The sequence below is a fragment of the Bacillus sp. JK74 genome (genome assembly GCF_053663395.1).
The window spans coordinates 48,142-60,839 of record NZ_JBSJQB010000007.1 but is presented as its reverse complement, the minus strand read 5'-3'; the positions used below and the strand labels follow the sequence as shown (position 1 = coordinate 60,839).

The 12,698-nt window shown below is 42.8% G+C and carries 12 protein-coding genes; 5 read left to right on the top strand and 7 right to left on the bottom strand.

The genetic code is table 11. The features are described from left to right. Nucleotides 1-13 precede the first annotated feature (13 nt). The 3 genes from ACWJJ5_RS17510 to ACWJJ5_RS17500 form a co-directional block, all read right to left on the bottom strand. Nucleotides 14-1,084, bottom strand: coding sequence for an iron-containing alcohol dehydrogenase family protein (locus ACWJJ5_RS17510; RefSeq protein ID WP_167859846.1), 1,071 nt, complete (start codon nt 1,082-1,084; stop codon nt 14-16). Between the two features lie 72 nt (nt 1,085-1,156). Beyond that, a complete protein-coding gene (locus ACWJJ5_RS17505; protein WP_003156718.1) occupies nt 1,157-1,627 on the bottom strand; it encodes a helix-turn-helix transcriptional regulator in 471 nt (156 codons plus the stop codon). Nucleotides 1,628-1,890: 263 nt separating this feature from the next. Then, nucleotides 1,891-2,334: a hypothetical protein gene (locus ACWJJ5_RS17500; protein WP_017419322.1), complete on the bottom strand. Its 444-nt coding sequence runs from the start codon at nt 2,332-2,334 to the stop codon at nt 1,891-1,893. 375 nt (nt 2,335-2,709) lie between these two features. On the opposite strand from ACWJJ5_RS17500, the gene ACWJJ5_RS17495 reads away from it, so the two are divergent. The 3 genes from ACWJJ5_RS17495 to hpaB all read left to right on the top strand — a co-directional run bounded on the left by ACWJJ5_RS17495 (nt 2,710) and on the right by hpaB (nt 6,978). After that, nucleotides 2,710-4,884, top strand: coding sequence for a glycoside hydrolase domain-containing protein (locus ACWJJ5_RS17495; protein ID WP_063174905.1), 2,175 nt, complete (start codon nt 2,710-2,712; stop codon nt 4,882-4,884). A gap of 72 nt (nt 4,885-4,956) precedes the next feature. Then, the gene (locus tag ACWJJ5_RS17490; RefSeq protein ID WP_156735985.1) at nt 4,957-5,382 is read left to right on the top strand and encodes a hypothetical protein; all 426 of its coding nucleotides are present in this window, start codon (nt 4,957-4,959) and stop codon (nt 5,380-5,382) included. Between the two features lie 150 nt (nt 5,383-5,532). Continuing rightward, nucleotides 5,533-6,978, top strand: coding sequence for a 4-hydroxyphenylacetate 3-monooxygenase, oxygenase component (gene hpaB / locus ACWJJ5_RS17485; RefSeq protein ID WP_146276035.1), 1,446 nt, complete (start codon nt 5,533-5,535; stop codon nt 6,976-6,978). 55 nt (nt 6,979-7,033) lie between these two features. Here the strand turns inward: hpaB and ACWJJ5_RS17480 are convergent, their stop codons facing one another. Then, nucleotides 7,034-7,276 (bottom strand): DUF2651 family protein, encoded by a 243-nt coding sequence (locus ACWJJ5_RS17480; protein WP_003156724.1) that lies wholly within the window; start codon nt 7,274-7,276, stop codon nt 7,034-7,036. 334 nt (nt 7,277-7,610) lie between these two features. Here ACWJJ5_RS17480 and glpT point away from each other — a divergent pair, with 334 nt between their 5' ends. Then, nucleotides 7,611-8,945 carry a glycerol-3-phosphate transporter gene (gene glpT / locus ACWJJ5_RS17475; protein WP_003156725.1) on the top strand — a complete coding sequence of 445 codons (1,335 nt, stop codon included), beginning with the start codon at nt 7,611-7,613 and terminating at the stop codon, nt 8,943-8,945. Between the two features lie 95 nt (nt 8,946-9,040). Beyond that, nucleotides 9,041-9,928: a glycerophosphodiester phosphodiesterase gene (locus ACWJJ5_RS17470; RefSeq protein WP_003156727.1), complete on the top strand. Its 888-nt coding sequence runs from the start codon at nt 9,041-9,043 to the stop codon at nt 9,926-9,928. A gap of 181 nt (nt 9,929-10,109) precedes the next feature. Here ACWJJ5_RS17470 and ACWJJ5_RS17465 read toward each other — a convergent pair whose 3' ends face one another. From ACWJJ5_RS17465 to ACWJJ5_RS17455, 3 genes are all read right to left on the bottom strand, one after another. After that, entirely contained in the window at nt 10,110-10,358 is a 249-nt protein-coding gene (locus tag ACWJJ5_RS17465; protein WP_063174901.1) for a DUF2651 family protein, read from the bottom strand. 67 nt (nt 10,359-10,425) lie between these two features. Next, the gene (locus ACWJJ5_RS17460; protein ID WP_063174900.1) at nt 10,426-11,628 is read right to left on the bottom strand and encodes a hypothetical protein; all 1,203 of its coding nucleotides are present in this window, start codon (nt 11,626-11,628) and stop codon (nt 10,426-10,428) included. A gap of 279 nt (nt 11,629-11,907) precedes the next feature. Next, complete coding sequence (locus ACWJJ5_RS17455; RefSeq protein WP_257997155.1) at nt 11,908-12,432, bottom strand: hypothetical protein; 525 nt, start codon at nt 12,430-12,432, stop codon at nt 11,908-11,910. Nucleotides 12,433-12,698: the final 266 nt, after the last annotated feature.

Here is a 12,698-nt window from a genome sequence, read left to right as displayed (position 1 = left end):
CAGATTACAAGCTCTATCCTGTCTTTTGCGCTGATTCGAGCGATTCAATCGCCGCTGACACGTCCTTCTCGCAATATTGCCCCATTAAGCATAACGATTCTTCCGCCCGGCAGGCGTGAGAAGCGATGCGGCGCTTTGCTTCCTCATGGTTGTCAAGGATGCCGAGATCACAGAGACTGACGGGGAAACCGAGCCGGCGGTAAAACGGAAGCAGCTCTTCAATCTCATGTCTCCGATTCTCAAGCGCGAGCTGCACCAATATGCCGTAAGCAACCTTCTGGCCGTGCAGCACCTGATGTGTCTCCTGAAGAAAACTGAGGCCGTTGTGGACCGCATGCGCCCCTGCCATCCTGCACAAACGGCCGCCATACCCGCCGACCGTTCCCGCAAGCATAATGATCGTTTCCGCCGTATGGATGAACGGCACGGACAGCTCGCCTTTCTCCATGCTTACGACGGCGGCTTCACTGTAACGCAATAACAGATGACGGATATATTCCGCCTGTCTCAGCCCCGCCTGCGCCATCAGCGGCGGCGCCTCCTCCGTATTTCTGATGACCGCCTCGGCCTCATACCATTTCGCCAGCGTATCACCGATCCCGCTTTTCATATATTCAATGGGAGAGGAAAGCAAAAACAGCGGATCAACAAGCGTCAAATAGCTTGAACGCTTGTGATAATCAACTCTGATAAAATTGCCGCTCTCATCATATATGACACTCAACGGCGTACTTGCCGCACACGTCCCCGCAATGGAAGGAACCATCACAGCCTCAATATCAAGCCGGTCTGCCGCCGCTTTTGCCAAATCCAAAATCGTGCCGCCTCCGATACCGATGATCACATCCGCGTCTTCCGCCTGCTCACAGACCTTACGCACCGCCTCAGGTGAACAGTATCCGTTGTGCTGAATCACATCCCAGGAAGAACCGCCGCCGTAATCGGAGAACGCCTGATAGGATTTGATTCCGGTCACAATAACGGGTTTTCTGAATGTCTCCAGCAGCCCCGGAAGTTCCTTTGCGATTCCTTCCTTGCATATGTACTGATTCGGGCCGCTTCGGACGATATCTTCAGGCTTCATTCGAATCTCTCCTTCGGCTGGAATTTATACATATTTTCTCACTTGTCAGAAAATACATCAACCGGAGGTGCGTCAGCGCTTCGCTTCCTCCGCCTCCAAAAACAGCTCATCAAGCCGCTCCAAAGCCTCTGCCTTTTCAAAACTGCTGAACCACAGATCATCATAAGAATCAAGGATGCGGTAATGGTGGGAAATCAAATGCTGCTGCAAGCGGAACTCGCCTTTTTTCTCGATGGCTTTCCACCACACCTTGCCGCCCATCGTCTTCCCCTTCGGCCTGTCAATTGTGCGGTGAGCAACCGTTTCAATGACCTCCAGCGGATCATCTCCTAATACGGATTGCAGTGTTTCACTCGATCTGAAAAGCGCGCAAACCGCCACAACGTGCGGCCATTCCGCAAGCGCCCGCCCTTTCTCAATCTGCACCAGCGACTTTTTAGAAAGGCCGATCACATCCGCCATTTTCTCCTGTGTGTAGCCTCTCTCCGACCGGATTTTCTTCAGCTGGACTGAGACAAGCTCAGTCATATAATCTTGATCCATCTCAACCTCCATATTTATCAATATAGCCATTTTACACCGCGGCACGCCTTTTTTATATCAGAACATTTTCAAACAAATCAAAAGGACCCGGGATTGGCTTATCATTGAAGCGATGTACCTTTCCGCATAATCCAGAATGATGCGGTGAATACAAACGTACGCCCGAAGAGACAGGTGGGGGCCCTCCTGGCGGTTGAGCTCCGGAGAAAATAAAAAGCTGCCGCAGCTGCGGCAGCTAAAACATTATAAGCTGAAAATCAAAATTATGAAGCGAATACAATCCAACTCGCACTATAATTGACACGTTTTTTCGAACCTTGATTGACCATTTTAAATCTGTATGAATCTCCTTTTTTTAACGAAGGTGTTTCAAAATAAGTCGTTCCATTTTTCTTTGCATTGGCGGTTTTGATTGTTTTCCAGGCACCTTTGCCGTTGACTTGCTTTTGGACGTATATTTTATACGTGCCCTTCCCTTTACTGTTGGATTTAAAAGTCACGGCTCTCAAGCTGTACTTTTTTGTCGTCTTAGTGAATTTAGGGTGATACGTATTGATCACATAGTTAGTGAAATACCCGCTTTTATAAGTATGAAGCCAGTCTTTAGCCTCTGCTTTTTGCGGAGAAGAAAAACCCATAAAACCAATTCCGCTGATTAAAAGAGTAAAAATAATGATGAGCGACTTAAAAATCTTTTTGCTTTTCATCGAGAAAACCCTTCCTCCCTGTAACTATTTACCCTATTTATGTTAATGACAATATAGCTAATCATAAATCCGTCCAACTAACCATTTTGACTGCAGGAAGAGGTATGAACAGCCCTAAAAATGACTATATGACTACTACTTATGATTCTTGTTATTTCTGACTAAGTGATAAAGTTACTTTAAACCGCTATCCATTTTGCTGTTTTTATATCAATTGTCATAGAGAGATCTTTTCCTATCAATGCCTCTCTTTCGGCGTTTGTGCTGCGATTGTATGATGGGGCTGTCCTCGGACAAACTCCTGCGCCCATGACAAACTGTCATACGTTTGCCACCTATGAATGAACGCACACTACACATAATGGAGGGATTGCAATGGACGAAATGGTCCTGGAAACACAACAATGGCTGAATGAGACGTACAAAGGCAGACACGGGTACAACAAGGTGCCGGAAAACGGAAAAACAGGCTGGGATACCATTTACGGTCTGACACGGGCGCTTCAAATTGAGCTTGGTATTTCAGAACCCGCCGATAACTTCGGACCGACGACACAAAGATTGTTTAAACCGCTGAAAAAGCAGGCTCCCGATTCTAAGCCGACAAACATGAATTACATTCTGCAGGGGGCGCTGTGGTGTAAAGGATTTAACCCGGGCGGATTTTCTGGCGTTTTCTATGAAAATACCGAAAGCGCTGTAAAAGAGTTTCAAAAAGCGGCCGGGCTCACTAAGCAAGACGGCATCGTCACGGCACTCATTATGAAGGCCTTGCTGGATATGAGCGCTTTTCGGTTAGTAGCGGGAGGCGACAAAAGAATCCGCCAAATCCAGCAGAACCTGAACCGGGATTACAATGACTACATCGGCTTGATGCCTTGTGACGGCTTATATGCCCGCGATACAAACAAGGCTCTCATTTATGCTCTGCAAAAAGAAGAAGGCATGAGCACAAGCGTCGCCAATGGATTTTTCGGGAACGGAACGACCAGCTTATGTCCTACCTTGACTCCCGGCGATTCACGGACAGGCTTTGTTTTGATTGTGCAATACGCGCTTTACTGTAATGGGAAATCATTTGACCCCGGTGAATTCGACGGAAAATACGGCGTCGGAGTTGTATCGGCAGTGAAAGCTTTCCAAGAATTTATGTGTCTGCCGCAGACAGGTTATGCGGACATGCCGACGATTAAAGCTTTATTATCAAGCTCAGGCGACACAACGCGGGCTGCTTCAGCTTGTGACACCGCTGCCATTTTGACGGCAGATACGGCTAAAACTTTGCGTGAGAATGGCTATAAGATCGTGGGAAGATATCTGACCGGGAATGTGCGGACAAGCAGCGGACTGACATCGAAAGCGTTAACGTCAAAAGAACTTTCCGCGATTTTCAATGCCGGCTTAAGCGTGTTTCCGATTTATCAGGACGGCGGCTATGAATCTTCTTATTTTGTAAAAGACCAAGGAACGAGAGATGCGTACAGCGCTGCATCAGCCGCCCGAAGATTAGGTTTTCCGTCAGGAACGACCATTTACTTTGCCGTCGATTTTGATGCGTATGATTATGAAGTCACGGATAAAATCATCCCTTACTTCCAAGAAATCAAGTCAGCTTTTATGAAAATGCAGGCGTTCTCAACTGCGCCGAAATATGAAATCGGGGTATACGGACCGAGAAACATTTGTATCCGGACGTCAGAAGCAGGTCTGACCAAATATAGCTTTACGGCTAACATGTCGACCGGATTCAGCGGCAACCTCGGATACCCGATGCCGAAAAACTGGGCTTTTGATCAATTTTATGAAGGAACGATCGGAAGCGGAGCGGGAAAAGTCGCCATTGACAAAGACGGATACTCCGGAAAAGACTCGGGTGCAAGCAGCGTCCATCCGCCTTCTGATCCTGTGTATGATGCAAGACTGCGTACACTGACGGACATTTTAACAACCATTCCTGCTTTAGAAAATATATCGAATCTTGCGAATGCCATGTTTGAATTCGACAAGACAGAAACCATTTATACATCACCTGAAATGGATATTCTTTTATCCACTTCACTTTTGGCAACAGTGCCAAGCGAAGGTTCTCCCAACACAGTTACCATTACAAACGGCAAACCGGGAGCTTATATTACCGGTCTGATGGGAGATTCACAAGTCTCTTTTACAGCATCACAAATTGATTCCTATCAAAACCTGCTTAACAGTCTGAGCTTGTCAGTCCGCAACGGTTATTTAGAAGTGTATGTCAATCCGTCTGCGGGATCGCTGAATATTCAATTTAAAATTTATACACCTGATATTCCGGTCGGTGACAGTGCTACAACTGGACTAACAACTACCATTACATTTAAAATAAAACAAAAGAGCTTCAGGCTGCCGGATTCCGAAGAGGTGTACTCTCCGGATTGGGATTCTGTCGTGAATACCATGGCTATTGCAGGCGCAGGAATTATTGTTATTGTAGGGATCGGTGCTTTAGTCGTTTTAGCACCTGAATTAGGAGGAGCTGCAGCCTTGTTCAGCACAGTTTTATCACTATTTCTATAATTGAACAGGCAGCTCCTTGCTCCAGGAATGCTCAATGAGTATTCTTGGAGTTATTTTTAAAGGAGGATTCGCATGAAGATTGATATGGAGACATACAGGGAAACCGTTCAAAAAATAGAAAATGATTTGATTCCGCGAAGTCAAAATGACAAAGAACTGCTTACATATTTGATGAAACAAGATTCGCTCACACTGAATCAAATGAAAATGTGTTTCACTGAACCGCCCCTCACATTCCGACATACTGTCAAAATCGTATGTACAGTCACTTTCATCACATTATATATCTTTTTTTTCAGCACTCATTTTAATGAATTGATTGAAATGGTTCTGCAAATGGTTTTTGGCCTGGCCGGCCTTGTTTGGATTTTTGCTGTATTTCCGTTTTCAAGGAAAATCCAAGTGTCTGACCGTTTCAGACAAAAATCTGAAAACACCCGTATCACCGGAATGATAGACTTTGTCCTCGAACAACGATACAAAGACATGATCAGTTAAAAACCCCTCTGCTTAAGGGGTTTTTTTATGATGCAATCCCTTCACCCCCCTTATCAAAAAAGGCTCTTCCCCTTTGGAAATAACCGGAACACCCAATTTCGTTTTCAATATAATGAGGTAGTGGATCTGCAAAGAAAGAAGGGCGACATGATGGGTATCATTAATGGCAAAATGTTCATTGACCGATTAAATCAGCTTGGAAATGAGATTTGGCTTGATGGTGAAAAGATCGAGGGACAGATTTCTGAACATCCCGCATTTAAGGGCCTTCTGGAAACGAAGCGCTCTCTTTATGATTTGCAAACGAAACCGGACATGATAGATCAAATGACTTACAGTCTTCCCGGTAAAAAAGAACGGGCCGGGCTTTCATACCTGCAGCCGAAAACGAAAGAAGACGTAAAAAGAAGAAGAAACATGTTCGAACATTGGGCCAGGCACACGCACGGAATGATGGGACGAAGCCCGGATTATATGAATACCGTGCTGATGAGCTTCGCCTCCTCTGCCGCGCTTTTGAAAGACCGCGATCATTGTTTTCCGGAACATGTTCAAGCGCTGTACGAACGCGCTGCCGCACAGGATCTTTCTTTTACGCACACGTTTATCACCCCTCAGGTGAATCGTTCACAAATGGGCGTAAACGTATCGCCGACACCTATCTCGGCAAAAGTCGTCGATAAAAATGAAAAAGGCCTCATCATACACGGCGCGCGGATTTTAGCCACACAAGGCGGCCTGACGGATGAAGTGCTCGTGGTTTCTCTGCCTAAGATGTATTTTGAATCGGATGAAGCGTTCGCTTTTTCAATTCCTTCCAATACAAAGGGAGTAAAATTTATCTGCAGGGAATCTTTCGTACTCGGAAAATCATCGTTTGATTATCCGCTCAGCTCAAGATATGAAGAAATGGATTCTATCGTTGTATTTGATCACGTTTTGGTCCCTTGGGAACGCGTATTTTTTTACAATAATTACGAGGCGGCTTTTGATTTTAATATGAAAAGCTCTTTTAACGCCTTCGCATTTCATCAAGTTATCACGAGACAAATTGTAAAGACGGAGTTTCTCCTTGGCCTCGCCCAAACGCTTGTCGATGCGATAGATGTAGGCGAATATCAGCATATTCAGGCTAAGATGGCTGAGATCATCACCGGTCTGGAAACGATGAAAGCCCTTTTGGAAAAGTCGGAGAATGATGCGGAAACAGACGAATGGGGTTATATGCGTCCGAGTGTCACTCCGCTTCGTGTGGTCAGCGCGATTTTCCCTGACATCTACCCGCGCTTCACGGAAATCATCCAGCTGATCGGGGCAAGCGGAATGGTGACTTTGCCGACTGAAAAAGCGTTCCGTTCCGACATCAGAGGAGACCTTGACCAATATTTGCAGGCGGCCGAATTGAACGCTGAAGACCGGGTAAAAGTGTTCCGCCTCGCATGGGATTTGACCATGAGCCCCTTTGGAACAAGGCAGACACAATATGAGCGGTACTTCTTCGGTGACCCCGTCCGCTTAGCCAGCCATCTGTACAGAAGCTATCCGAAAGAAGAACAGACCGCGGTCATCAAGGAATTCCTGCACATTCATAAATAAAACAAAGCAGAGATGTGTTCTCTGCTTTTGATAGCTGGATCGGCTGCCGCCGATCCTATTTTTTATTTTGGCTGATCACCACCATCGTAATATGCGATAACGCGAAAGAGACGAGCGTGTACACGACGGCCCACCCGATAAACGAGAAATTCAATATGGTAAAGGTGCATATAAGGCAAACGGCCAAAGCGGCAGCCGGCATAATGAACGCGTTTTTAAACAGGTACGTTCCGGCGACTGACAGGATGATGATACAAAGCGGCAGAACACCGAACGCAAAATCCAATTCATCAATCAACAGATGCACTCCCTTCGCTTTTCTTAGTTCGGCCTAACACATCTTATGCCTGAGTACAAAATCGAGTACCTCAAATCTTTCGCGCTCCGGCTGATATTCCCTCCGGTTATTTATTCAAAAAAATGAAAACTTTCCTTAAAGCGTTTACATCCACGTCAGACTGTGGTAATTTAAGAAAGCGCTATCATATACAAGTTAATGATTTTTGGATGGAGATGAGGAGAACCAGGAAACCGCGCCCTTTCATAAGGGTGATTTCTGGTTCTTTTTGTCATTTCTAAGGAAAGGAGTCATACATACATCATGATAGACGTTCAGCAAAGGGGAGGATATGATGTTTCAATTGTTCAAGCCGGCTCCGCATATTGAGAGATTGGATGATTCAAAGACGGATGCGGCCTATAAACGGCTCAGGCTGCAGGTATTTTTGGGGATTTTCATCGGGTATGCCGGGTATTATTTACTTCGCAAAAACTTTGCCTTCGCTATTCCTTATTTTCAGGAACAAGGGTTTTCAAAAGGGGAACTTGGCTTGGTGCTTGCGGCCGTATCAATCGCTTACGGCTTCAGCAAATTTATTATGGGGATGGTGTCTGACCGCTGCAACCCGAGGTATTTCCTTGCGACAGGTCTGTTTTTGTCAGGTGTCGTCAACATTTTATTTGTTTCCATGCCATGGGTCACGTCAAGCGTGACGATTATGTTCATTTTTATGTTTATTAACGGATGGTTTCAAGGAATGGGCTGGCCGCCTTGCGGACGGACGATGGCTCATTGGTTTTCCATCAGTGAACGCGGCACGAAAATGTCGATATGGAATGTCGCCCATAACATAGGCGGAGGTATTCTCGCCCCGCTCGTGACTCTCGGCATCGCCATGTTTGTTACTTGGAAAAGCGTATTTTTCTTTCCGGCGATTATCGCCATCGTCATTTCATTTGTGATTGTTCTTCTCGTTCGGGACACGCCGCAATCCTGCGGGCTTCCGCCGATTGAAGAATACCGGAATGACTATCCGAAACATGCGTTCAAAGACCAGGAAAAAGAGATGACGACCAAAGAAATTCTTTTCAAATACGTGCTGAATAATAAATTTCTGTGGTATATCGCATTTGCCAATGTCTTTGTTTATTTCGTGCGGTACGGTGTCGTTGACTGGGCGCCGACTTATTTGACGGAAGCGAAAGGGTTCTCTCCTGAAGACTCCAGATGGTCTTATTTCCTTTATGAATATGCGGGAATTCCGGGAACGATTTTGTGCGGCTGGATCAGCGACCGATTTTTCAAAAGCCGCCGCGCACCGGCCGGCGTGCTGTTCATGGCCGGCGTATTTATCGCTGTATTGGTCTACTGGCTTAACCCTGCCGGTCATCCGCTCATCGATAATATCGCGCTGATCAGCATCGGATTCTTAATCTATGGGCCTGTCATGCTGATCGGACTTCAGGCCATTGACCTTGCGCCTAAAAAAGCGGCGGGAACGGCAGCCGGCTTAACCGGGTTTTTCGGCTACATCGGAGGCTCTGCTTTCGCCAACGCCATCATGGGTTATGTCGTAGACCGCTTTGACTGGAACGGCGGCTTTATCATGCTTATCTCCTCATGCGTGCTGTCCATCGTCTTCTTGGCTATGACGTGGAATACGGGCAAGCGGGCGGAGCATGTGTAAGAAAACAACATAAAAGATTAATATTTTTGCAGTACAGCATTTACAACGATTTTCTACACTAGAGACAGATATTGATTTTTAAGGGGGAAGAAAACATGCGGAAACATAAGTTGTTTGCTTTGGTATTGCTTTCATTCGGTTTATTGTCATTCATCGTCACGCCTGTATCGGCGGCGGGAAAAGGAAACCTCTTGTCTCCTGACAGAATTTTAACCATTGCCCATCGCGGTGCTTCGGGGTATGTCCCGGAGCACACGATCCTTTCTTATGAAACTGCGCAAAAAATGAAGGCTGACTATATTGAGCTGGATTTACAAATGACAAAAGACGGCAAGCTGATCGTCATGCATGATGAAAAACTGGACCGCACCACAAACGGACAAGGCTGGGTGAAGGATCATACATTAGCAGAGATTCAAAAGCTCGACGCCGGTTCTTGGTTCAATAAGGCCTATCCGGAAAAAGCAAAACCGCAATACGCCGGACTTCGCGTTCCCACACTTGATGACGTGTTAAAACGGTTCGGCAGACATGCAAACTATTATATTGAAACAAAGGCGCCCGAAACATATCCGGGTATGGAAGAAAAACTGATCGCCTCACTGAAAAAATACAAATTGGCAGGTAAGCATGCGAAACTTGGACAAGTGATCATTCAGTCTTTCAGCAGGGAGAGCCTTCTGAAAATCAAACAGCTCGATCCGAAACTTCCCGCCGTCCAATTGCTTGAAGCGGAACAGATGACGTCAATGACTGACGCAGATTTAACGGACATCAAAACATATGCCGTCGGAATCGGACCGGATTACAAAGCGCTGAACGCTCAAAACGTCCGGAACATACGCAGCCACGGCCTACTGCTTCACCCTTACACCGTGAACAGCGAGACGGACATGCGCCGTCTGCTGAATTGGGGCGTAACCGGTGTGTTTACCAACTATGCGGATATATTCCAAAAGGTTAAAAAAGAATACAAATCATAAAGCCAGCATGGGTTCGGGGATGATGCCGAACCCATGTTTTTTGCCCGATAATGCAAACGCCATCATGGGTTATATAGCGGGCGGGGCATGTTATTATTAGGCTGAGATTCACCTTAATTGTAAAAAGGTATCACAGTAATGATGAATTACTTGTGATACCTTTTTAATCAAAGGAATATAATTATTTATTTCTATTATCTATTTTCTTTCTTATACTATTTGTAATATATGATAATATTAGTGATACTAAACCATAGACAACAACCCATCCCCAGAAAGATAGATTAAAAACAGTAAACATTAGTATGACAGAAACAACTATGCTGACAAGCGGCATTATATACACTTTTTTGAAAATATAAGTGAATATAATCGATAAGACAATAATAGAAAGTGGTAAAATACCAAAAGCAATATCTAGCTCATCCATTATTATTCTCCTTCGTGAATTTAATTTCCCCTTAAGTATACTCACTCAGCTGCCTAGCCATTTATATCTAATCACTCCATACTTCTTTGTTTTTCTTAATCATAAAAAAGTCATATTCAGAAACATGGGTATTGTTAATAATTTTCTCAAGTCCTCTGATAGGAGTAGATTTTAATTTTTTTCCGTTTTTATAAGAGTAAGAATTAATCACATATTTCCCGCCCTTGCTTATTTCTAACAAGAAAATTTCAGACTCGTCAAAATAAGTGAATTTTGCTTGGTTTTCAAATTTTGTTGACCTATGTAATGGGAGTTTTTTCTTCGGCTTCATACTTTTCAGATCGAAAGTATAAAGTATTGAATTAGCTGCCAAATGATATAAAGTGTCATTTTTTACAAAAAAGTTATTAGTGGAAAGAGGAATAGCCAGCTGAGAAATTTCATCAGGGATATGATAACTGCCTAAAGGATATGCACCTTTAAACTTATTATGCTTTAAATCAATTTTTGCTACTTTGAATTGTACTTTGTTTGATTTATCCGTTTGGTTATATAGTATAAAAAAGGCTGAGCTTTTTTTAACTATTATCTGTGAATAAACACTCCAATTTTCTTCATTTAATATAGGAATTGTTGTTCCTTTCCCAACTGTAACTTTATCTTTATCTATTTTAATACCCTGAAAAGTCGGTGTTTTGATTGAAGAATCTTCATTTATCACGTAAATATATTCACCGTCATTACCGGTACTTGTATAGAAACCCGGAATAACTTTTTCATGAAATCCACTGCTGTTACCCCATCTAATTAAACTATTATAATGGTTTTCACCGACTCCTTGATTATTCAAAAAATAAAAGATATTTTCTTTTATTAAATGGCCTGATGATTGCCCATAACTTGTATGTACTTGATGCTGCATCGGGAATTTTTTAAAGTTATCGCCTATCATATAAACTTCTTTTTTGTCCTGTCTAACTATGTTTTTTTCATCTTGTGCAATGGTTCCAACTTCAATAGCATCTCCTTTTACAGCTGTTGCTTTTCCTTTTTCATCAATATATACAGTATAACTCCCATCTTTAGGGTAATCTATTGTAGCTGAATAATATATAGCTGCAATTTTATCATTCAAGAAATTCTTTTCTTTTTCTGTTTCAGTTTGTTTAACATCAGAAACTGTATTAGTATATTTAAAAGTTCCGATACATATAAATATACCTATTAATACTATGACCGCAATTATTATTAACCACTTAATCTTGTTCAAATATAATCTCACTCCTTAAAATAATATGACTCCCTAAATAAACTTAGGGAGTGAAAATAATTCATCTAATTGTTTTAATAGTTTTTGTATAACCGGAATCTCTGATGTCTCTAGGGTAGACGCCCAGTCCTTTATCCTTATCCATATCTATGCCAGCCTTCAGCTTAAAAGCTGACCATAATAGTTTTGAACAGTTTTTATCACCATAATGACTTGATTTTCTATTTGTTGCAAAATTATATGAATAACCATCCTTCCCAACCCTGCTATAACCCCAATTTACTGAATTATTTTTTTAGAACTAGAAACTTTTACATTTTGAATTACAGCGTTTTTTTCGACCTTACGTTTCGAGGATGCTATTGCACGAACACCTTTTTTAGGAACCGATTCGACAATTTGATTTCCCTTATAGTACATACCAACATGTCCATGCGGAAGCCCAAAAGTAGATGCAGGTGTATAGTAAACATTACCTTTGGAGCTTGATCCTATAATTTTTGGCCCGCTATTCTTGCCCATTGTGCTCATTCTATTACTTTTATCTTCTTCTTTATCTAGCTTTTCTTGCTTCTTTAATTCTGTTTTAATTTCCTCTAAGATTTCATTAGATGTTTTATTATCTTGTTTAACTAGATCATTAACGGATTCAATTAATTCTTTTTTCGCCAGATTCGGATTCATTTTCAATATGTAGTTTACTGTTTCTGAATTATACGAGTCCACAGCCTTAACACTCGTAAAACTTCCAAACACTAAGGGAGTAACGATGCATAACGTTGCAAAAAATTTTCGCGTTTTCATACTTATTACCTCGTGCTATTTGTTTATTATCCTATATTTTAATTTATTATACAATTATTGTAATCTAAACTTACGTACTGTATTTTTTCTGTGGTTAATTATTTGTTTTGTCTCTAAAACTTTGACTTTAGAGTACAGGAAAAAGGATGAAGCATGGAGAAGAAGAAACATAAAAGATTAATAGTTGCCCAACATATATTTTACATTCATTGTTTAGTATGGAAGGCAGTTATTGATAAGGCGGAGAAATCATGAAAAAAAAGAAT